This is a genomic window from Ruegeria sp. B1 (assembly GCF_056535885.1).
In genome coordinates this window covers 4,520,105-4,540,078 of sequence record NZ_JBQFJA010000001.1, presented here as the reverse complement: position 1 = coordinate 4,540,078, position 19,974 = coordinate 4,520,105, and the positions used below count along the sequence as shown (strand labels likewise).

Here is a 19,974-nt window from a genome sequence, read left to right as displayed (position 1 = left end):
GGAAAAACGCCCTTGCAAGATCATCGCTGAGCGCTGGGTCGACATTCGAACGCGGCTTGGCCTGTTCGACATGCTTGCGCGCCCGGCTGACAAGCTGTCTGCACGTGGTTGGGCTTCGATTCAGGGCTTTTGCCAGGTCGTCATAGGTTTGATCGAAGATATCGTGCAACAGGAATGCGGCGCGTTCCAGCGGCGACAACCTTCCAATGCCATCAAAAGAGCCACCGAGACGTCACGATCCAGTCGCTCGGTTGCGTCTTCGGTGACAAGTGGCTCGGGCAGCCACTCGCCGGGATAGGTTTCTCGAACGGTGCGTGCCGCGCGCAAATGATCCAGGCACAAGCGCGTCACGACGCGGATCAGAAACCCGGTTTCATCGCGTACGATGGCAGGGTCGACCCGTCGCCAGCGTAGATAGGCATCCTGTACGATGTCTTCGGCATCGTTGACCGATCTGAGCATGCGATATGCAACCGCAAAAGACGCGGTTGCATATCGACGAAGGCGGTATCGCCGGGCTTTGATCCGGGCCGGGTCACGCGGCCGATGCCGTGTTGGAAACCGGGTGCGGCACGTCGAATCCGATGGCCAGACGGTTCCACGCGTTGATGGTCGTGACGACAAGTGTCAGCGCCACCTGATCCTCTTCGGAAAACTGCGCTGCGACTTTTGTATAAGTGGCGTCGGGAGCGCGGCTGGTTTCGATCCGAGTGAGATCCTCTGCCCAGGCCAGAGCCGCCTGTTCGCGTTCCGAGTAAAGCGATGATTCACGCCACGCGTTCAAAAGATGTAACCGGTCTTCGGTTTCACCACTCGCACGGGCGTCGTGGGTGTGCATGTGAATGCAGTAGGCGCATCCGTTGATCTGAGACACCCGCAGCTTCACGAGCTCGATCAGGCTGTGCTCCAGCCCTGACGCCATAAGGAGGTCTTCCATATCCAGCATGGGCTGCATCAACGCGGGGGCGACGGAAAAGTGATTGATCCGAGGGGACATTGCGTACTCCTGTTTTTGATTTGTACAGAAACAGGACGCACGAACCACCGTGTTTGTGACACGGTGCCAAAAAGAACTCCGAGAAAACTCGGATTTTTGAGGCGTCAGCGTTTTCCGTAATACAGGCCCACGACATGTTCGGCCTGCGCAAAAACAGCCAGCGTGAGACCAGAACGCCCGCCAGATGTGACAATACGGCAAGCAACGCAAAGACATGTTTGACCACGAAACCCTCGACAGGTGTCAGGATCAGCACAAGGGGTAGGGCAAACGCCAGGACGAATGAGATGACACGCAGTTTCTGTGCGTGCTTTCGCCCAACCACATGTACGAACTCACGAAGCAGGTAGTTTGTTCCGGTGTGCGGCGGTTCGAATGCGCGCACCGCTCCGCGATCCCCCAATCCGGTGGCGGTTGCCATATTTGTTCCGGAATTCTCCAACGCCCGGTCGCCCTTGGCCCAATAGGCCAATTGCGCCACCCCAGCGATCAACAACAGCCAGGGGGCAAGGTTTTCAGCACCTGCTAGAAGGGCACCCCCTGCCAGGCTGAAAGATAGAAAGACAAGCGGCGTCAGGCCCATGTTCCAGCGCGGCACGGTCTTGAGCTGTGTGTAGATCATCGAGGTTGTGAATACGGTGGCCAGGCAGAGCAACGCACCAACCCAGCCCAAAAGCGCCCAATGGCTGTTCAGGAAGACCGCGCCAAGTGCATACAGACCCATGATGACGAGGGCGGCGACGGCGCAGATACCTTCTCGGCTGAGCCAGCTCGATTTCCACTGGCTGAAAGCCTTCCAGGCACGTTCCGGATGACCCAGATGAAAGGTCGATGCCAGAAGGCCACCGACTGCCAGCGCGTAGGCAATGGCATAGAATACAAAGGCAACCACCCCGGTGACTGCGGGCTGACCGAGGCCGAGAAAGAACAGCAGGCCAAAACCCAATCCGGAAAACGTGGTGAATATGATGACTGAAGGGGCTGGATGCATCAGGTCGCGCCTCCGGGCAGTTTGTCGAGAGCCTTATCGAGCCATCCAACAAAACCCTTGGCTTCGTCGGCAACCGGGGTCAACAGCGGCGCGAGGATGTCGATCTGGTCCTCAACCGTGTCCCTTGGCCGGGGCGGCAGGTATTTGTTGACCGGCTTAGTCCCCATCTCAGGCATTAGGTCCATGCCTTCGCGCTCGGCCACCAGCTTGCTGACATCGCTGTCTGGATCACCCAGATCACCGAAGTGGCGCGCGCCGGCAGGACAGGTGCGCACGCAAGCGGGGACGCGATCTACTTCGGGCAGGTTTTCGTTGTAGATGCGGTCAACGCACAGCGTGCACTTTTTCATTACGCCTTCGGCCATGTCCATCTCTCGCGCGCCATAGGGGCACGCCCAGGCGCAGAGACCGCAGCCAATACAATCGCTTTCGTTGACCAGAACGATGCCGTCTTCAACCCGCTTGTAGCTTGCCCCGGTGGGGCAGACGGTAACGCAGGGCGCATCCTCGCAATGCAGGCAGGATTTGGGGAAATGAACCAATTGAGCCTGACCTTGTTCAGGCTGAATTTCATAAGAGTGCACGCGGTTTAGGAACGTGCCAGACGGGTCGGCACCGTAAGCATCCTGATCCGACAGCGGCGCGCCATAGTTTTCCGTGTTCCAGCCTTTGCACGAGATCACACAGGCATGGCAGCCGACACAGGTGTCGAGATCGATGACCAGTCCCAGCTTGCGGTCGGTCGATTGGGGGAGTTGGGTCATTTACCTACCTTCCACGCCAGATCTTTGGGGCCGGTTCCAACCGGCGATTTAATCGGGCCAAATTCTGGCTGGCTTTCCGCGTCACTCGGCGCCTCGGTCTTTTCGATTCTGACCTTCAGGTCGAACCAAGCGGCCTGACCCGTCACGGGATCAGAGTTGGCCCATCGCATCCCGTCACCTTTCGGCGGCAACAACTCATGAATCAGATGGTTCAGCAAAAGCCTTTGGTGGCCTCGGGGCGTCATCCTGCAAAGCCCATGCGCCTTTGCGCTTTCCAATGGCGTTCCATGTCCAAACGGTGTTGTCGTTCAGCGCTGCCATTTCCATGACCGGTACGGTAATTTCTCCGTGCGGAGAGCTGACTTTGGCCCAGTCACCATCCTTCAGCCCGTGTTCGCGCATCAGCTTTGTCGGGACATAGAGCGGATTGCGACCATGCAATTGCCGCAGCCATGCGTTCTGCGTGCCCCAACTGTGATACATGGCCATCGGGCGCTGGGTCAGTGCGGTGATGGCGAAGCCCTCATTGCCTTGCTGATCGGTTTCGTACCAGATCGGCAGCGGGTCCATGGTTTCCTTGATCCGCTGACGCAGATGGTCGGGTGGTTGACGGTCGCCATAGCCTTCGGCGGCTAGTTGGAATTTCCGCATAGGTTCCGAATAGAGTTGGAACAGATAAGGTTGCGGACTGTCATAGATGCCCATGCCAACCGCCCAGTCCTGATAGGCGGCATTCCAGGGTTTGTAGTAATTCGCGCCTTCCGGAATGTGCGCGACGTAGAACCCGCCGTTTTCGATGTAGCGATTCAACTGGTCTGGGTTGACTTCGCCGCGCCCTTCCTTGTCGCCGTTTTCGCCCCTGAAACCGGCCAGAGGGCCAATACCCGGTTTGCGCTGATGATTTACGATATAGTCGGCGTAATTCTTCCACTTTGGGCTGCCGTCCTCGTTGGTGAAGCCCGGCAGACTCATGCGGTTGGCCAGTTCGATCAGCACCGATTGAAAGCCGCGCACATCGCGGTCGGGCTCGATCACGGGCCAACGAATTGCGTCGGCGGCGGCATCGGCCTCGCAAATCGGGCGGTCGAGCAGCGAGATGCAATCGTGGCGTTCCAGATAGGTCGTGTCGGGCAGGATCAGGTCGGCATAAGCAACCATCTCGGACGAGTAGGCGTCCGAATAGATGATATGCGGGATGACGTATTTGCCGTCTTCGTTGCGGGCGGTCAGCATCTCCATGACACCCTTGGTGTTCATGGTCGAATTCCACGACATGTTCGCCATGTACATGAACAGCGTGTCGATCTTGTAGGGGTCACCCGCAGCCGCGTTCGAGATCACCATGTGCATCAGCCCGTGGGCCGACATCGGGTTTTCCCAGGTAAACGCCTTGTCGATCCGCTGCGGCGTACCGCAATCGTCGAGCAAGAGATCCTCGGGTCCGCGTGGGAAGCCCAAGTGCGGACCTTCCAGGGGGCGTCCGGGACGCCGGTCGCCATGTGGGGTCGGGTGCGCTTCGACCGGTTTGGGATAGGGGGGTTTGAACCGAAAGCCGCCCGGAACCTCAACCGTTCCCAGCAGGATCTGCAGTGTGTGCAAGGCGCGGCAGGTCTGAAACCCGTTGGCATGGGCCGAGATACCGCGCATCGCGTGGAAGCTGACCGGGCGGCCGATCATCTTTGCGTGTGTTTCACCCCGGAAATCTGTCCATTCCTGATCTATCTCGAACGCTTCGTCAAAAGCGACGCGAGCGATTTCAGCGGCGATGGCGCGGATGCGTTCTGCGGGAATACCACAACGATCTGCCACGGCCTCGGGCGCGTGCGCGTCATCAAGATACTTTTCAGCTATCAGGTGAAAGACCGGGCGGTGGGTGACACCGTCCTTCTCGTAAGTCGCAGCCAGATCCGGGCGCACGCCGGGTTTGTCAAAGGCGGTGGGTTCGCCCGTCACGCGGTCGATCACCAGTGGCTTGCCGTCTGCGTCGCGCAGGAACAGGCCGTTTTCCGGACCTTCGGCGGCGTTTACCAGAACAGGTGCATTGGTGTAGCGGCTCAGGTAATCAAGGTCGATCTTGCCGGCCTTCATTAGCACGTGGATTAGCGACAGGATGAACAGCCCGTCTGTGCCAGGTGTGATCCCGACCCAATCATCTGCCACGGCATTATAGCCTGTACGGATCGGATTCACCCCAATCACCCGGGCGCCACGTGCCTTGATCTTGCCAATGCCCATCTTGATCGGGTTGCTGTCATGATCCTCGGCCACGCCGAACAGCATGAACAGCTTGGTATGGTCCCAATCGGGTTGCCCGAATTCCCAGAATGCACCGCCCATCGTGTAGATGCCGCCAGCCGCCATGTTGACCGAGCAAAACCCACCATGGGCTGCATAGTTTGGCGTGCCGAAATTCTGAGCCCAGAACGAAGTGAAACTCTGGCTCTGATCGCGCCCCGTAAAGAAGGCCAGCTTTTGCGGAGCCGTTTCGTGCAACTCGTTCAGCCAGCCAACAGCCGTACTGATCGCTTCTTCCCACTCGATCTCGCGAAACTCGCCCGACCCGCGCGGGCCGACCCGGCGCAGGGGTTTACGCAGCCGCGACGGTGCGTTGACCTGCATGATCCCGGCCGAGCCCTTGGCGCACAAAACGCCCTGGTTCACCGGGTGATCGCGGTTGCCTTCGATATAGGCAACCTTGCCGTCCTTCATGTGCACGTTGATGCCGCATCGGCAGGCGCACATGTAGCACGTTGTGCGACGAATCTCGTCAGACACTTTGGGTGATAAGTCAACTTGCGGCTGCTGGTTCACGTAATCCCTCCCTAGGCTCTATACTTTAGAACCGTCCTCCCATTTAACAGGTGCAGTACATCCCGGGCAATCTGGGCCTCTTCATCAGCCGGTACGATGTGCACGGAAACTGGTCTCAGAAAGGACAGATAATCCATTATTCTGTCGCGGATTTGAGGGGCGTTTTCACCGATACCCCCGGTAAAGGCGACGGCGTCCAGACCGCCTAGGGCCACGATTGCGCTGCCTGCGTGACGCGCCGCCCAGTAGCAAAAGTGATCGACAGCAAATCGGGCGTCTTCATCATCCCGCTGCAGCAGATCGGCCATATTGTTGGTTCCAGCCAATCCGGTCAGACCGCTGGAAAAGTTCAGTAAATGGTTTGCATCGTCCAGCCCGTGCTCACGCGCCAGCCGCAACACGACCATCCCGTCAATCGCCCCGCTGCGGGTCCCCATTGTTAACCCGTCCAGAGGGGAATACCCCATGCTGCTGGCAACACTCTTCCCGTTTCGAATAGCGCAGAGGCTGGATCCGTTCCCAAGATGCAGGCCTAGCAACCGCTCGGGCAGGTCATCGCCCAGATACTCGACCATGGACGCATAGCTGAGCCCGTGAAACCCGTAGCGGCGAAGCCCTTTATTGCGTTCTTCGATCGGAATGGCATAGGCGACAGATACAGCGGAATTGTCGGCATGAAACGCGGTGTCGAACGAGCCGAACTGAGGCAGATCCGGCAAACGGTCCGCCAGAACGCGGATGGCTGACAGGTTGTGTGGATTGTGCAAAGGCGCAAGCGTCACGCAATCCTCAATCCGTCGCAGGATGTCCGGGGTCAATGCGCTGGGCGCCGTCAGGTCGGCGCCGCCATGCACGATCCGATGGCCGGCAGCGGACAGGTCCGACAGGTTGTATCCTTGTCGGACCAGTCCCGCCAACAGGGCATCTAGCGCGGCGCCGTGATTTTCTGCGGTGATCTGCGATTTTTCGGCACCCAGTTTGATCTGCGCGTCGCCACCGATTTCGCTGACCGAGCCGGACAGGATTGGGGCCAGATCAAGCGTGAAAAGCTTGATTTTGATCGACGACGATCCTGCATTCAGAACGAGGATCATGCCGACCCCCCATTCGCAACAATCGCGCCCAATGCCGCCGAGGCCAGCCGCGCGGCTGACCCCTGAGACCGTGATGTCAGCAGCAGAGGCACTTTTGTGCCCATGATCAGACCACCCGCGCAACAGCCCATCCCCAGCACCATCAGTTTGACCACCGCGTTTCCGGTTGTGATGTTGGGCGTCAGAATAATGTCTGCGTCTCCGGCCACAGGTGTTTCAACCCCTTTGATATCGGCGGCCTGACGCGACAGGATGAGGTCCATGGCGAGCGGACCGGCCACATCTGCACTGGGCAGACCGGTTTTGGCCCATGCCGCGATTTCCGCAGCTTCCATGGTGTTTTGGATAGTGGGTGTTGGATCTTCGCTGGGTGCCAGGATAGCGGCCTTGGGACGCTCGATCTCTAATAGATGCGCCATATGAACTGCGTGGGCGAGGCTGGCTTGGCGTGTCTCGACACTCGGATCGACGTTTAACGCGGCGTCCGTCAACAGGATCGGACGATCAGATCCCGGCGCCGTCATATGGAACACATGCGCACACCGCACGCCGGGCGCGCGAAGTCCGGCGGCAGTCGGCAGCAAGCCCTTCAGAAAGGTGGAGGAATGAATCTGCCCCTTCATAATGGCATCGACGTGGCCGTCGCGCGCCAGGCGTGCCGCTTCGGGCGCTGCGGCGTCGTGCGGGGCGTCGATGACCTGAATACCTGTCAGATCAAATTCGATGGATTCGGCGGCTTGGGTGATTTTTGCCGGATTGCCGATCAAAACAGGCTCGGCCAGATCCGCTTTGGCCGCTTCCTGAATACCTGCCAAGGCGGTCGCCGAACTGGCGTTGACCAGCGCCACACGCGGTGTCCGCAGATTTTGCGCTTGTCGGAGCAGTCGTCCGGAAACGGTTGGAGATGTTTGTGAGAGAAAAGGGAACATAGGTCAGCTCATGTCGTTTTTGGGATAAAGCACGGCATGTAACCAATAACGTTCCTGTTTGACATTTACGATAAGTGCGGGCCTGACGTTTCGTCACGCCCGCAGCAATTTTCAGTTTTACTGCGCTGCCATGTCGGCCGCTGCGATCCCAGCAACTTTGACTGGTTTTTTCATGGCGTCGCGGCGGAAGGGTTCCCCGAGTTCCTGGTTGATCATGGCTTCGATCAGGGTTGTGATACCGTTTTTCTGGTCCGCGATGGCCTGGTTCAGGGCGGCGGTCAGCTCGTCCTGGGTGCGGGCCACGACACCTTTGAGGCCGCAGGCTTGGGCGATCCCTGCATACGAGACCTGGGTGTCCAACTCGGTACCCACGAAGTTGTCGTCGAACCACAGGGTCGAGTTACGCTTTTCCGCGCCCCACTGGTAGTTGCGGAAGACGATCTGGGTGATAGCGGGCCATTCCGAACGGCCGATGGCGGTCAGTTCGTTGACCGCGATGCCAAAGGCACCGTCGCCGGCAAAGCCGACAACCGGCACGTCCGGCTGGCCGATCTTGGCGCCGACGATGGCCGGCAGGCCATAGCCGCAGGGGCCGAACAGGCCGGGGGCCAGATACTTACGGCCCTCGTCAAAGTCAGGATAGGCGTTCCCGATGGCGCAGTTGTTGCCGATATCGGACGAGATGATTGCCTCGCGCGGCAGTGCCTGCTGGATCGCGCGCCACGCCATGCGCGGGCTCATCCAGTCCGGTTTGGCGTCGCGGGCGCGCTGGTTCCAGGTGGTGCCGGGATCGTCTTGCTCATGCGTCAGCGAGGTCAACTCCTGCGCCCAGGCGGATTTCTTCTGCGCGATATTGGCCTTGCGCGCGTCGCGTCCGGCATTGCCCGCATCGTCGGACAGCTGGCGCAGGATGCCGTTTGCCACCTTGGCCGCATCGCCGACAATACCCACGGTGACCTTTTTGGTCAGGCCGATCCGGTCGGGGTTGATGTCGACCTGGATGATGGTGGCATCCTCTGGCCAGTAGCTCATGCCATAGCCGGGCAGGGTCGAGAACGGGTTCAGCCGGGTGCCGAGCGCCAGCACCACATCGGCTTCCTTGATCAGCTCCATCCCGGCCTTCGAGCCGTTATAGCCCAGCGGGCCGGCAAACAGCGGGTGGTTGCCGGGGAAGGCGTCATTGTGCTGATAGCCCACGCAGACCGGCGCATCCAGGCGCTCGGCCAGCGCGATCGAGGCGTCGATGCCGCCCTCGGACAGCACGACGCCGGCACCGTTCAGGATGACGGGGGTCTTGGCCGTCGACAGGATCTCGGCGGCTTTGGCCACCGAATTCTCACCGCCCGGGCTGCGCTCGAACTCAATCGGATCGGGGATCTCGATGTCGACGACCTGGGTCCAGAAATCGCGCGGGATGTTTAGCTGCGCCGGGCCCGACAGGCGTTTGGCCTGGGCGATCACGCGGGTCAGAACCTCGGCGACGCGGGTCGGATCGCGGACCTCTTCCTGATAGGCGACCATATCCTCGAACAGCTTCATCTGCTCGACTTCCTGAAAGCCGCCCTGACCGATGGTTTTGTTTGCCGCCTGCGGTGTGACCAGCAGCAGCGGCGTGTGGTTCCAGTAGGCGGTTTTCACGGCGGTCACGAAGTTGGTGATGCCGGGGCCGTTCTGCGCAATCATCATCGACATCTTGCCGGTGGCACGCGTGTAGCCATCCGCCATCATGCCCGCGCTGCCCTCATGTGCGCAGTCCCAGAACATGATCCCAGCGGTCGGAAACAAATCCGAAATCGGCATCATCGCAGACCCGATGATCCCAAACGCATGCTCAATGCCGTGCTTCTGCAATACCTTTACAAAGGCCTCTTCGGTCGTCATCTCCATCTTTGTGTACTCCGCGCAATTGGGGTTGCAGCCAGACGGGCAGTCCAGCCTTTGACTATGGTTTTCGCCGATGGGGCAGGTCCGCGTTAGGTCCAAAACGAAATGCGGATTATGTCCAGATACCGGCTACCCGGCGCGAATAGCATCCGCAATCAGCTTTATGCCGGGTGCAATGCGATCGGTCGATATGGACGAGTAGCCAAGGCGGTAGAAATTCTGGGGCCGATGGGGCCCCGAAAAGAACGATGCACCCGGCTCGATATGGACACTTTGGTTTGCAGCTTTTGCGCAAGTAAAGTCGCGTCGACATGTTCAGGCGCGGACATCCACAAAGACGAACCGCCCATCACACCGCGCCCGGCCACAGTCAGTCCGTTTTCATCTATGGCTGCGTCCATCGCATCGCGACGTTCTCTTAAGGCTTGGGACATTCGCCGGATTTGGGCATCGTAGTGGCCCAGAGACAGGAAATACGCCGCCGTGCGTTGGATATGGCCAGGAGGATGGCGCAGCACGAGGGAACGCAACGCCCGGGCTTCGCGTATGAAAGGTTCGGACCCAACCATGTACCCCAGACGCAATCCCGGGAACAGAGATTTCGAGAAACTGCCCACATAGATCACCCGGCCGTCACGATCCATGGATTTGAGCGCGGGCGATGGCGCACCCAGAAAGGCCATTTCAAACTCATAGTCGTCTTCGACCACCATGGCGTCCAGTGCGCGCGCGCGGTCGAGCAATTGTTTGCGGCGATTGACCGGCATGGTTGCAGTTGTCGGACTTTGGTGACTGGGTGTGGTAAAGATGACGTCCGTGTCGTCACGCAGCGCATCAGGCGGCAATCCATCCCGGTCCACGCTCAAGGGCGTTACCTTGCAATCCCAGTGGTTTAGAAGACTCCGCAGCGCATAGTAACAGGGGTTTTCGATGACAGCTGTGCGATTGTGGGTCAGCAAGATACGCGAGGCCAGCCAAAGCGCGTTTTGTGCCCCGAGCGTGATCAAGATCTCTTCGGGGCGCGCTGCGATGCCACGGCGGGGCAGGGTGTGCCGGGCGATGAACTCTACCAGCAACGGGTCATCCTGATCCACGTAGTCGCCTGTCAGCGAGTCGAAATCCTTGTGCCCCAATGCACGAACCGCACATAGCCGCCAGTTGGCGTGGTCAAATAGAGTCCGGTCTGCCTGTCCGTAAATGAAGGGATACCTGTATTCGCGCCAGTCGCTGGGTTTTGGCAATACATCCGAATCCAGAAAACGCCGCGCCAGCGCTTTGTCCCAGTCCACTGTTTCTGTGCCGCGTTGCATCGGTGAATACTTCGGAGGGACCGGCGCGTTTTGTGAAACATAATACCCGGATCGGCCTTTTGCGGTCAGATAGTCGTTGGCCAGCAATTCAGTGTAGGCCAACGTGACAGTGATCCGGCTGACCCCAAGATGGGCGGCCAGTTTGCGCGAAGAGGGCAGTTTTTCTCCGACGTGAAACCGGCCCGACAGGATGCCCTCGGCGATCATCTGTTGGATCCGCGCCTGCAGCGTGCCTTGCCCGTTCAGTTCAAGAAAGAATGTGTCGACCGATATTCCCATAGGGTCTTATAGGTTGGACTTATAAGATGGGCAATCTGGACTTACGAAACTGCTGAAAAATCATGCGGACCGGAGTTGACCAAATGGATTACATGGATTAAATAACTATAAATCTAGTTTAATGGAGTTAAAGAGATGTGGGAAACAGCGGCTGCCGGGTTTTCAGCTATGGGGTCGGAAGCCCGGTTGAAAGTTCTGAAAACGCTTGTTCGTGCTGGTGAGGCAGGATTGACGGTTGGCGAGATCCAAAGCCGGACAGGGATTGCCCCGTCAACACTGGCTCATCACCTGCGGTTTTTGGCGGCAGGGGGTGTGGTCGAGCAAGAGAAAATCGGGCGCAGCACGATCAACCGCGCCTGCTACGACGAACTTGAAAACCTCGCCCAGTTCATTCTGAGTGAATGCTGCGCGGACGAGGTTACAAAGGCTGCGAACGATGGCTGAGCTGACACAAAATCCCAGACCCTTAAGCAAAGGCGCGCTTGACGTGATCAAAACACCGTGGGCTTTGATCGTAGCGATCCTCGCCGCTGTTGCGGTTCTGGACCCCGGCAACTGGATCGAAGTCGTCACTTTTGCGGCCAAGGCGCTGGCCCATACCGGTCAGTACATACTGTTTGCCGTTCTCCTGCTGTCCTATCTCAAAGCCACGGGTGCCGAGGTGATGGTGGCCCGGGCGTTTGAGGGCCGCGAAACACGGATGATTCTGCTGGCCGCGTTGTTTGGAGGTTTGGCCCCGTTTTGTTCATGCGAGGTCATACCGTTTATTGCCGGGTTGCTGGCCTTGGGCGCGCCGCTGTCTGCCGTCATGGCTTTTTGGCTCAGTTCGCCCTTGATTGATCCGCCAACGCTGCTCATTACGGCTGGGGCCTTGGGTTGGCCGTTTGCTGTTGGTAAAGCCATTTCCGCCGTTGCGTTGGGACTGTTCGGCGGGTTCGCCGTTCGGTTTCTGATGCGGCAGGGAGCCTTTGCCCAACCTTTGCGCGAGTATAAGCCTGCAGGGTGCTGCGGCTGTGAACCAAAACAAGAGGACAAGCCGGTTTGGAAATTCTGGCAGGAACCTGAGCGTCGTGTGCGTTTCCGGGCAGAGTTTGTGCAAAATGGCCTGTTCTTGCTGAAGTGGCTGGCCCTGGCCTATGTGCTGGAAGCGCTGCTTGTCAGCTACGTTCCCGCAGACCTGATTGCAGGCGCGGTCGGGGGTGAAGGTGTCGTACCGATAGTTGTCGCCGCGCTCGTCGGGATGCCCGCATACCTGAATTCCTACGTTGCACCGCCCCTGCTGGCCGGTCTGATGGAGCAAGGCATGAGCGCGGGGGCTGCCATGTCGTTCATGGTGGCAGGGGCCGTCAGCTCAATCCCGGCAATGGCCGCGGTCTGGTCCTTGGTCAAACCGCGCGTCTTTGCAACCTACCTGACGCTTGGCGTCGGTGGCGCGATCATCACTGGCATCCTGTTCCAGATGATCTAAAAACCAAACCGTCCGGTGGCATCGTCGGACGGTTTTTTCTTAAGCAATCTGGACCTCAACCGGTGTCGCAGAACCTTGGCAGTTTGAACCGGTAGCGCGGTTCGCCACTTTCGACATACACCCGCTTTTCAACACAGGCACTGGTGCCGACCGTCTGTGAAATCGGAGCTTCGGTCGACGTGATCGATGTGGCGGTTCCATCCGGCAAGCGAACAGATGCGATCACCCCGTTTTTGAGATCTCCGTTGATGGCCGTCGCAGACAAGACCGGCACGGTCATGAACGAATGATGTTCGTGTTCGCCATCGTCGCCCAGCAAGAACAGGCTGGTCACGATCACGATCATGAACGCGCCGCCCGCCAAACCCAGCCCCCATGTTTTCAGGAAGGCGTAGATCGAAACGGCAAGGTGGGGGCCAAAAATGGCGGACAGAAAGTTCAGCATGGGTGTCCCGTAGAAAGGACCCGACCCGGTCAGGTCAGGGTCACCATTACTTTAGGGGCGTGGGTCATCCTCGCCATCGTCTTCACCGCCGCCCTTGGGCAGGTTGAAAAAGCTGTCGGCATCCACCATCGGCTCGTCTTCTTTCTCGTCCGCCGGTTCATCCGACAGTGAAAATGTTTCCAGACCTTCGATGGCGGTCGGAATCTTTGGCGCCGCATCCATTTCGAGCGATTGCTCGGTCGATACCAGCTTGCGGCGCTCGTCGTCGCTCATCACGCCGCCCTCGGCGGCTTTCTTCGCGGCGGCCTTTTGCACGATCATGTCCAGCTCGGACTGCTTGCATAGGCCCAGCGCAACCGGATCGATCGGCTGCATGTTCGAGATGTTCCAATGGGTCCGTTCGCGGATTGACTGGATGGTGGGCTTGGTCGTGCCAACCAGTTTTGCGATCTGCCCGTCGCTGAGTTCAGGGTGGAATTTCACCAGCCAGAGAATCGAGTTCGGTCGATCCTGTCGTTTGGACAAGGGCGTGTATCGCGGGCCGCGGCGTTTCTCTTCGCCGGTTGCCGCCGGATTGAACTTCAGCGACAGCTTGTGCAGCGGGTTATCCTGCGCCGTGTCGATCTCTTCTTGCGTCAGTTGGTTGTTGGCGATTGGGTCGAACCCTTTAACGCCAGCGGCAACGTCACCATCCGCGATGCCCTGCACCTCCAACTCGTGCATGCCTACGAAATCCGCGATCTGCTTGAAGCTGATCGTGGTGTTGTCCACCAGCCATACGGCTGTCGCTTTGGCCATCAGGGGTTTTGCCATCAGCCCGTCTCCTTCGAATACATGTGTCCCGTCGCCGGAATTCGGCGGCCCCTTTATCTTGGGGCAGGTTTCCGTTGTCGGGGAACTTGGGCCGTATATAGTCGCGCAAAGGCAAGAAGGGAAGAGGCGAATGCGCTGGGTTGTTTTGTGGGTGTTGAGCGCAATGGCAGCACTGGCCGATGGTGAGAAGGCCGGTGAATTCGACTATTATGTTCTGTCGCTCAGCTGGTCGCCAAACTGGTGCGCGCGCGAAGGGGATGCCCGGGGATCGGACCAATGCGATGCACGGTATGACCATGGATGGGTGCTACACGGGCTTTGGCCACAATACCATCAAGGCTGGCCGGCCTACTGTCCCACGTCCGAGGCACCACCGACTCGGCGCATGACCCGCGAAATGGAAGATATTCAAGGCAGTTCCGGCCTGGCCTGGCACCAGTGGAAAAAGCACGGCACCTGCACGGGACTGAGCGCGCCCGACTATCTCGCGCTGTCACGCCGGGCGTATGAGGCCGTTCAGCGACCCAAAGTCTTTCGCATGCTGGATGCGTCGGTGCAACTGCCTGCATCGGTTGTTGAGGAGGCCTTTCTGAAGGAAAACCCGGTGCTGGAGCGGGATATGATCACCGTGACGTGTAGGCAGGGCTATATTGAAGAAGTCCGCCTGTGCCTCTCCCATGACCTAGAACCAGTTCCTTGCGGTCGTGATGCCATAAAGGATTGCAGCGCCAAAGACGCTCTGTTCGATCCGATTCGTTAAAGCTCACGGTTCTGGCACTCGCGGGCATATTCCAGCGCCTTGGCGGTGCCTTTCAGATCAATCGCCATCACCACCTCACCCGCCGGGTTGTAGACAGTCAGCGTCTTGTTCTGCGCAATCGCGTTGACGAAACTCCGGTCGGTGAAAAACACGGTGGCCCCCGGAACGTCGCGTTCATTGAACCCGATGGCAGTAGCGTCATAGCTCTTACCGTCCAGTTCGAACCGGATCGGATAGCTTTCACCTTGTTTAATGTCGCCCCAGGCCTTGTTGTAAACGGCGAAGTACCCCCGATTGTCCAGCGCGTCATAGCCCAACCGAACGACCGACAGATCCTGATACACCGTCTGGATCAGGCACCCGTTTCCAAGCGCAGGGTCCATCATGATGTTCCAACCTTCAACAAAGCCCTTGTCGATCAGCTCCTGCGACAGAGCGGAGGTTGCAGTGACGGCTGCGAAGATGAAGGCGAGAAGGCGGGTCATAATTAAGCTCCCAAAACAAATACTTGAGTTTGCTTGTCTCTAACCTAGTTCGGCGCGCCATCAAAGGCACCAGTTCTCTTAAGCCTACAGGTCAAGCGACTTTGAAAGGTCGATTCAGGGCACCACAAACGATCTGATCTTGCGGACCTCTTTGAATTGGCGACCGATCTGATCTTCAGTTTCCATTCCAGATTGGTCTTAACGGAAGGCCATTCAAAAGCAATCATGGACTAAACGACCAAGCCCTATTTGTTCCATTGGGTGCGATTATGTTTGATCTCAACACTTCTTAGCTGGCTTGGCGGGCGCGGCTGGCGTTTATCAGTTCTTCTCGGACTTCCATCCGGGGTCGCCAGTTGTAGCGCTCATCCGCTTTGGTTTTTGACCAGAACAGCACCCCGCCGTAGCGCCAAGGATCAAGAATAATGCCATCATACATAGTGTCGCCGCGTCTGCTGATAACGGCGGAATGGTGGATGATCCTGAAATCCGTGGGCGGTGACGTGGCCCAGTGCAGTGTCAGCGTCCGAAAATTCTCCTGGTTCAAACGCTTCTGGATATCCTGCGCCCAATCGTTGCAGAGCCCGCGTTCCCGAAAGCCATGCATCACCTTGGCATTGTGAATCAGCGGCGGGTCCGTGACCCGGTATTCCTGCGCGAGTTGTTGCGAATAGGTATAGGCGATATGCGCCGCGCGCGATGCCTCCTCTGGATCCACATCCGGCCCAAGCCCCTGAATTTCAGCGGCAAGGTCCTCTATGTCTGACGGGCCGGGTGTCGGTTTAGTGGTGCAGGCAGAAAGTGCCGCAGCTAGCGCCACGATTAACATTAATGCAATAACGCGCATCATGTTTTCCCACTCGAATACATGGTTTTTCGGGGTCAACACCCGGTGTCCACCTGTTATGTTTCGCTAAAGTTCTTTCCGCGCGCGCAGCGCTGCCGTGATTGTGCCATCATCCAGATAGTCCAGCTCGCCACCAATCGGCACGCCCTGGGCCAGTGAGGTCAGGCGCACTTGACCGTCCAATTGGTCCGCGATGTAATGCGCTGTAGTCTGACCATCGACAGTGGCATTCAGGGCAAGAATGACTTCTGTTATGCCTTCTGCGGTTATCCGATCCTTGAGCCGGGGAATGCGCAGCTCTTCTGGACCCACCCCATCGAGTGCGGACAAGGTGCCGCCCAGAACGTGATAGCGGCCTTTGAACACGCCCGCGCGTTCCATCGCCCAGAGGTCAGAGACGTCTTCGACCACGCAGAGCTCTCCGGTGGCGCGAGCCTCGTCATTGCAGATGTCGCAGATGTCGGTCGTGCCCACATTGCCGCAGTTCAGACACTCGCGGGCGGTGATGGCCACCTGTTGCATCGCGTCCGAGAGCGGCGTCAGCAGCAGAGCGCGTTTGCGGATCAGATGCAGCACGGCGCGCCGCGCCGAGCGCGGCCCGAGACCCGGCAGTTTGGCCATAAGGTCGATCAGATTGTCGATATCGCTGTTCGAACTCACCGCGTGTTCCTGCAGAGCGGCCACGCAAGGTGGCCCGACCATTGATCCGTCAGGACGGTGTATCAGAACGGCAGCTTGATGTCTTTCGGCAATCCCATGCTTTCGGTCAGCTTGCCCATTTCTTCCTGCGAGCGTTCCGACGCCTTGGACTGGGCATCTTTGATGGCCGCCAGGATCAGGTCTTCGACCACTTCCTTGTCGTCGCCGTTGAAGATCGACGGGTCGATATCCAGACCTTTCAACTCTCCTTTTGCCGTGGCCGTGGCTTTGACCAGCCCGGCACCGGATTCGCCGACAACAACGATGTTGTTCAGCTCGTCCTGCATCTCGGTCATCTTGGTCTGAAGGTCCTGAGCGGATTTCATCATCTTGGCCATGTCGCCCAGACCGCCGAGTCCTTTGAGCATCTGTTTTCTCCTGTGTATCAATTTGCTGCTTAGATACGGGCGGTGCCTGCGCTGCACAAGGGCCGTGGGCATTCCCATCGGTCGCTATGGTCTGTGGCGAGAATTTTTTTGTTTGTGCGCCCAAGAACTGTCCAGCATTCAGAGGCGGGGCAGACTAATCCTCTTCGAACGGGTCCCATTCGTCTTCGACTTCGGGCAACGCCTCGGTTTCGACCTGGGCCGCACGTTGTTCGGGGGTTTCGATCCGGGTGATCTTTGCCTTTGGGAACTGAGCCAAAACGGCCTGAACCAAAGGGTGTTGTTCGGCCTCGGCCTTCAAGGTCAGTTCTGCCTTGTCTCGCAATTCGCTTATCGTGGGCGCGTCGCCGTCTGACACGATGGACACCGCCCATCGGTTGCCCGTCCAGCGCTGCAACGCCGAACCCAGTCGCGCAGCAAGGTCTGTCGGAGCCTGATCCGCCGGTGTGAACTCGATCCGGCCCGGTTGGTAAGAGATCAGACGGATGCCGTTTTCCACTTCGACCAGCAGTTTGACATCCCGATGTGCCCGGATCAGTTCGACCACATGTTCGAAAGTCGGATACCGGGCCAACGCGGCCTGAACATCTTGGGCCAATGCTGCTACGGGCGCGCCACCGGAACCTTGTGGCGTGGGGGCGTACGTCTGGGATGTGGTCGCGCTCGTCTGAACGCTCGGCACACCGGTCCGTTGGGGTGTCACGCCGCCGCCAGGACTTCCATTCGGCGGTGGCGGGGCATCTTGCAGCCGTTTCACCAGTTCTTCCGGGCTGGGCAGGTCCGCCACATGCGTCAGGCGGATGATCGACATTTCCGCAGCCATCATCGCATTTGGCGCGGCGGACACTTCTTCCAGAGCCTTCAGCAACATTTGCCACATCCGGGTCAGCACACGCATCGGCAGGGCTTCGGCCATCTGCAGCCCGCGTGTGCGCTCATCTGGGGCGACAGTTGGATCTTCGGCTGCATCGGGTGTGATTTTGACGACCGAGACCCAGTGCGTGATTTCGGCTAGATCGCGCAGAACGGCCAGCGGATCCGCACCCTCGGCATATTGTCCGCTCAGCTCAGTCAACGCGCCTGCTGCATCGCCGCGCAGGATCATGTCCATCAGGTCCAGAACCCTACCGCGATCTGCCAAACCCAGCATGGCGCGCACCTGATCGACCGTTGTTTCGCCGGCACCATGCGAGATAGCCTGGTCCAACAGTGAGGTTGCATCCCGCGCTGACCCTTCTGCGGCGCGGGTAATCAGTGCCAAAGCGTCATCGGCGATCAGAGCGTTCTCGCTTTCGGCAATCTTGCGTAACAGGCCAATCATGTCTTCCGGTTCGATCCGGCGCAGATCGAAGCGCTGACAGCGTGACAGAACCGTGACCGGAACCTTGCGGATTTCAGTGGTTGCAAAGATGAACTTTACATGTTCCGGGGGTTCTTCCAGCGTTTTGAGCAGCGCGTTGAAGGCGCTGGTCGAGAGCATGTGAACCTCGTCGATGATGTAAATCTTGTAGCGTGCGCTAGCCGCGCGGTATCGGACGCTGTCGATGATTTCGCGAATGTCGTTGACGCCGGTGCGACTGGCCGCGTCCATTTCCAGAACATCGACGTGACGTCCTTCCATGATGGCGACACAGTGCTCGCATTTCCCGCAGGGTTCAGTTGTCGGCCCGCCGTTGCCGTCCTCGCCAATGCAGTTCATGCCCTTTGCGATGATCCGTGCGGTGGTGGTTTTTCCGGTGCCGCGGATCCCGGTCATGACAAAGGCCTGTGCGATCCGATCCGCTTCGAACGCATTCTTAAGCGTGCGCACCATGGCATCCTGTCCAACCAGATCCGCAAAGGTCTCTGGGCGGTATTTGCGGGCGAGAACCTGATAGGCGGGGCTGGAAGTGTCGGTCATGTCTGCTCTGGTGGATTCGGAACTTCGATGCAGCGTAAGGCCCGCCGCCGCCCGCGTCCACAGCGCGATGACAGGATTTTCGGTTTGGAAAGTGTCACGCCGCGGGTAGATTAGACAGGTGCATTTCACACGACAGTTTGGTTCTAGGGAGTATCGGGAGGTCGCGATCCATGTCTCAAATGGTGATCTACGCTTTGCAGGTGGGTGGTGGCACACTCGCTCTGACCTCGCTGCCGGGGCGAGGTGGGGATTATCCGGGTGATCTGGATGTGATTTCCGACTGGAAACCCGGTATTGTGCTTTCGATGACGACCGCTGCCGAGATGGTGCAATACGGCGCGCAGGCTTTCGGCCAAGACATTCAGAGTCGTGCCAGTCGCTGGGTGCATCTGCCGGTGGATGATTTCAATTCACCGCCCGCAACCGTCATCAATCAATGGCCCTCGGTTAGCAGTGCGATTCGGCACGCCTTGTCGGGCGGTGGGCGTGTGATGGTCCATTGCAAGGGCGGGTGCGGCAGGTCCGGGATGGTCGTCTTGCGGTTAATGGTCGAATGCGGTGAACAGCCGGGTCAGGCTCTGGCGCGTTTGCGGGCTTTACGCCCCTGCGCCGTCGAGACAGAGGCGCAGAGGAACTGGGCCGCTGAACCGGCCCGAGCAACGGTGGATCACTAGGTCACGCAGGAACGTGCTGCGGTTCTTGCGCCGCGGCTGGGGGCGTCAAAACCGTTGCTTCCAGCAGAGCACAAGGTGGTTTGCAGATGGTGCCGGACGCCATCGCGCTGAACTCCAGACCAAAGATCATATCGGCATAGTTATCCAACAGGTTCATCCCGGTTTCGGGATCAGCGCCACAGTAGACCCGTATCTGATCCTGTTGCGCCCGAAACCGAGCCATGCAGCCCTCAGGACAATGGGTCAATGTGCTGTCGCCTTCGATCTCAAACGCCTCGGTGGTGACATTGGCAGCTTGGGCCATGGCCTGTGCCATTACCCGCGCCATGCGCGCAAGCGCAGGGCAGGGTTTGCCCGTCCGCTGACACACCGTTGCGGTGAATTCATGTGTTTCCGTCTTCCAGATCATCCTGCGCCCTCCGCGCGGCGGACAGGGCA

The 19,974-nt window shown here is 58.8% G+C and carries 20 protein-coding genes and 2 pseudogenes; 4 read left to right on the top strand and 18 right to left on the bottom strand.

Annotated features, from left to right (window positions below; all coding sequences use genetic code 11):
* The 10 genes and pseudogenes from ACR3ES_RS22545 to pdxR form a co-directional block, all read right to left on the bottom strand.
* The coding region (locus ACR3ES_RS22545; protein ID WP_480634773.1) for a sigma factor-like helix-turn-helix DNA-binding protein at positions 1–169 on the bottom strand (169 nt) is incomplete at its 3' end.
* Positions 121–462, bottom strand: a complete 342-nt coding sequence (locus ACR3ES_RS22540) for a sigma factor (protein WP_480634764.1) — start codon at positions 460–462, stop codon at positions 121–123. The genes ACR3ES_RS22545 and ACR3ES_RS22540, both read right to left, overlap by 49 nt.
* Positions 463–535: 73 nt before the next feature.
* Positions 536–922: a carboxymuconolactone decarboxylase family protein gene (locus tag ACR3ES_RS22535; protein WP_480634772.1), complete on the bottom strand. Its 387-nt coding sequence runs from the start codon at positions 920–922 to the stop codon at positions 536–538.
* 179 nt (positions 923–1,101) lie between these two features.
* Positions 1,102–1,988 (bottom strand): annotated as a pseudogene (locus ACR3ES_RS22530) (dimethyl sulfoxide reductase anchor subunit family protein).
* Positions 1,988–2,752, bottom strand: coding sequence for a 4Fe-4S dicluster domain-containing protein (locus ACR3ES_RS22525; RefSeq protein ID WP_170431100.1), 765 nt, complete (start codon positions 2,750–2,752; stop codon positions 1,988–1,990). Before ACR3ES_RS22525 ends, ACR3ES_RS22530 begins: the two are co-directional and overlap by 1 nt.
* Positions 2,749–5,494, bottom strand: a pseudogene (locus ACR3ES_RS22520) (molybdopterin oxidoreductase family protein). The gene ACR3ES_RS22525 and the pseudogene ACR3ES_RS22520 overlap by 4 nt, the downstream one beginning before the upstream one ends.
* Positions 5,495–5,574: 80 nt before the next feature.
* Positions 5,575–6,657 carry an acetate and sugar kinases/Hsc70/actin family protein gene (locus ACR3ES_RS22515; RefSeq protein ID WP_170431104.1) on the bottom strand — a complete coding sequence of 361 codons (1,083 nt, stop codon included), beginning with the start codon at positions 6,655–6,657 and terminating at the stop codon, positions 5,575–5,577.
* Positions 6,654–7,586 (bottom strand): phosphate acyltransferase, encoded by a 933-nt coding sequence (locus ACR3ES_RS22510; RefSeq protein WP_170431106.1) that lies wholly within the window; start codon positions 7,584–7,586, stop codon positions 6,654–6,656. Before ACR3ES_RS22510 ends, ACR3ES_RS22515 begins: the two co-directional genes overlap by 4 nt.
* Before the next feature lie 117 nt (positions 7,587–7,703).
* Complete coding sequence (xsc, locus tag ACR3ES_RS22505) at positions 7,704–9,473, bottom strand: sulfoacetaldehyde acetyltransferase (RefSeq protein WP_170431108.1); 1,770 nt, start codon at positions 9,471–9,473, stop codon at positions 7,704–7,706.
* Between the two features lie 158 nt (positions 9,474–9,631).
* On the bottom strand, positions 9,632–11,059 hold the full coding sequence (gene pdxR, locus ACR3ES_RS22500) for a MocR-like pyridoxine biosynthesis transcription factor PdxR (protein WP_480634763.1): 1,428 nt from the start codon (positions 11,057–11,059) through the stop codon (positions 9,632–9,634).
* Positions 11,060–11,194: 135 nt separating this feature from the next.
* Here pdxR and ACR3ES_RS22495 point away from each other — a divergent pair, with 135 nt between their 5' ends.
* Complete coding sequence (locus ACR3ES_RS22495) at positions 11,195–11,503, top strand: winged helix-turn-helix domain-containing protein (RefSeq protein ID WP_170431113.1); 309 nt, start codon at positions 11,195–11,197, stop codon at positions 11,501–11,503.
* Positions 11,496–12,527, top strand: coding sequence for a permease (locus tag ACR3ES_RS22490; protein ID WP_170431115.1), 1,032 nt, complete (start codon positions 11,496–11,498; stop codon positions 12,525–12,527). The genes ACR3ES_RS22495 and ACR3ES_RS22490 overlap by 8 nt, the downstream gene beginning before the upstream one ends.
* Before the next feature lie 55 nt (positions 12,528–12,582).
* On the opposite strand, the gene ACR3ES_RS22485 is transcribed toward ACR3ES_RS22490, so the two are convergent.
* Positions 12,583–12,972: a hypothetical protein gene (locus ACR3ES_RS22485; protein ID WP_170431117.1), complete on the bottom strand. Its 390-nt coding sequence runs from the start codon at positions 12,970–12,972 to the stop codon at positions 12,583–12,585.
* Between the two features lie 51 nt (positions 12,973–13,023).
* Positions 13,024–13,785 (bottom strand): cell cycle transcriptional regulator TrcR, encoded by a 762-nt coding sequence (locus ACR3ES_RS22480; protein ID WP_170431119.1) that lies wholly within the window; start codon positions 13,783–13,785, stop codon positions 13,024–13,026.
* Between the two features lie 130 nt (positions 13,786–13,915).
* On the opposite strand from ACR3ES_RS22480, the gene ACR3ES_RS22475 reads away from it, so the two are divergent.
* Entirely contained in the window at positions 13,916–14,545 is a 630-nt protein-coding gene (locus ACR3ES_RS22475) for a ribonuclease T2 (RefSeq protein ID WP_170431121.1), read from the top strand.
* Here the strand turns inward: ACR3ES_RS22475 and ACR3ES_RS22470 are convergent.
* From ACR3ES_RS22470 to ACR3ES_RS22450, 5 genes are all read right to left on the bottom strand, one after another.
* Entirely contained in the window at positions 14,542–15,030 is a 489-nt protein-coding gene (locus ACR3ES_RS22470) for a hypothetical protein (RefSeq protein WP_170431123.1), read from the bottom strand. The two genes, ACR3ES_RS22475 and ACR3ES_RS22470, sit on opposite strands and share 4 nt — an antisense overlap.
* 289 nt (positions 15,031–15,319) lie before the next feature.
* Entirely contained in the window at positions 15,320–15,916 is a 597-nt protein-coding gene (locus ACR3ES_RS22465) for a hypothetical protein (protein WP_480424559.1), read from the bottom strand.
* Positions 15,917–15,943: 27 nt separating this feature from the next.
* Positions 15,944–16,537 (bottom strand): recombination mediator RecR, encoded by a 594-nt coding sequence (gene recR / locus ACR3ES_RS22460; RefSeq protein WP_170431125.1) that lies wholly within the window; start codon positions 16,535–16,537, stop codon positions 15,944–15,946.
* A 62-nt stretch (positions 16,538–16,599) separates the two neighbouring features.
* Positions 16,600–16,944 (bottom strand): YbaB/EbfC family nucleoid-associated protein, encoded by a 345-nt coding sequence (locus tag ACR3ES_RS22455; RefSeq protein WP_170431126.1) that lies wholly within the window; start codon positions 16,942–16,944, stop codon positions 16,600–16,602.
* Between the two features lie 154 nt (positions 16,945–17,098).
* On the bottom strand, positions 17,099–18,862 hold the full coding sequence (locus ACR3ES_RS22450; RefSeq protein ID WP_480424557.1) for a DNA polymerase III subunit gamma/tau: 1,764 nt from the start codon (positions 18,860–18,862) through the stop codon (positions 17,099–17,101).
* Positions 18,863–19,032: 170 nt separating this feature from the next.
* On the opposite strand from ACR3ES_RS22450, the gene ACR3ES_RS22445 reads away from it, so the two are divergent.
* Positions 19,033–19,536 (top strand): phosphatase domain-containing putative toxin, encoded by a 504-nt coding sequence (locus ACR3ES_RS22445; protein ID WP_170431130.1) that lies wholly within the window; start codon positions 19,033–19,035, stop codon positions 19,534–19,536.
* Between the two features lies 1 nt (position 19,537).
* Here the strand turns inward: ACR3ES_RS22445 and ACR3ES_RS22440 are convergent, their stop codons facing one another.
* A complete protein-coding gene (locus tag ACR3ES_RS22440) occupies positions 19,538–19,945 on the bottom strand; it encodes a hypothetical protein (RefSeq protein WP_170431243.1) in 408 nt (135 codons plus the stop codon).
* Between the last annotated feature and the right edge of the window lie 29 nt (positions 19,946–19,974).

Bases quoted from the DNA above. Each gene is read 5' to 3' on its own strand.
- ACR3ES_RS22540 (WP_480634764.1), bottom strand. From the start codon at position 462: ATGCTCAGATCGGTCAACGATGCCGAAGACATCGTACAGGATGCCTAT.
- ACR3ES_RS22535 (WP_480634772.1), bottom strand. From the start codon at position 922: ATGGCGTCAGGGCTGGAGCACAGCCTGATCGAGCTCGTGAAGCTGCGG.
- ACR3ES_RS22525 (WP_170431100.1), bottom strand. From the start codon at position 2,752: ATGACCCAACTCCCCCAATCGACCGACCGCAAGCTGGGACTGGTCATC.
- ACR3ES_RS22515 (WP_170431104.1), bottom strand. From the start codon at position 6,657: ATGATCCTCGTTCTGAATGCAGGATCGTCGTCGATCAAAATCAAGCTT.
- ACR3ES_RS22510 (WP_170431106.1), bottom strand. From the start codon at position 7,586: ATGTTCCCTTTTCTCTCACAAACATCTCCAACCGTTTCCGGACGACTG.
- xsc (WP_170431108.1), bottom strand. From the start codon at position 9,473: ATGGAGATGACGACCGAAGAGGCCTTTGTAAAGGTATTGCAGAAGCAC.
- pdxR (WP_480634763.1), bottom strand. From the start codon at position 11,059: ATGGGAATATCGGTCGACACATTCTTTCTTGAACTGAACGGGCAAGGC.
- ACR3ES_RS22495 (WP_170431113.1), top strand. From the start codon at position 11,195: ATGTGGGAAACAGCGGCTGCCGGGTTTTCAGCTATGGGGTCGGAAGCC.
- ACR3ES_RS22490 (WP_170431115.1), top strand. From the start codon at position 11,496: ATGGCTGAGCTGACACAAAATCCCAGACCCTTAAGCAAAGGCGCGCTT.
- ACR3ES_RS22485 (WP_170431117.1), bottom strand. From the start codon at position 12,972: ATGCTGAACTTTCTGTCCGCCATTTTTGGCCCCCACCTTGCCGTTTCG.
- ACR3ES_RS22480 (WP_170431119.1), bottom strand. From the start codon at position 13,785: ATGGCAAAACCCCTGATGGCCAAAGCGACAGCCGTATGGCTGGTGGAC.
- ACR3ES_RS22475 (WP_170431121.1), top strand. From the start codon at position 13,916: ATGCGCTGGGTTGTTTTGTGGGTGTTGAGCGCAATGGCAGCACTGGCC.
- ACR3ES_RS22470 (WP_170431123.1), bottom strand. From the start codon at position 15,030: ATGACCCGCCTTCTCGCCTTCATCTTCGCAGCCGTCACTGCAACCTCC.
- ACR3ES_RS22455 (WP_170431126.1), bottom strand. From the start codon at position 16,944: ATGCTCAAAGGACTCGGCGGTCTGGGCGACATGGCCAAGATGATGAAA.
- ACR3ES_RS22450 (WP_480424557.1), bottom strand. From the start codon at position 18,862: ATGACCGACACTTCCAGCCCCGCCTATCAGGTTCTCGCCCGCAAATAC.
- ACR3ES_RS22445 (WP_170431130.1), top strand. From the start codon at position 19,033: ATGTCTCAAATGGTGATCTACGCTTTGCAGGTGGGTGGTGGCACACTC.
- ACR3ES_RS22440 (WP_170431243.1), bottom strand. From the start codon at position 19,945: ATGATCTGGAAGACGGAAACACATGAATTCACCGCAACGGTGTGTCAG.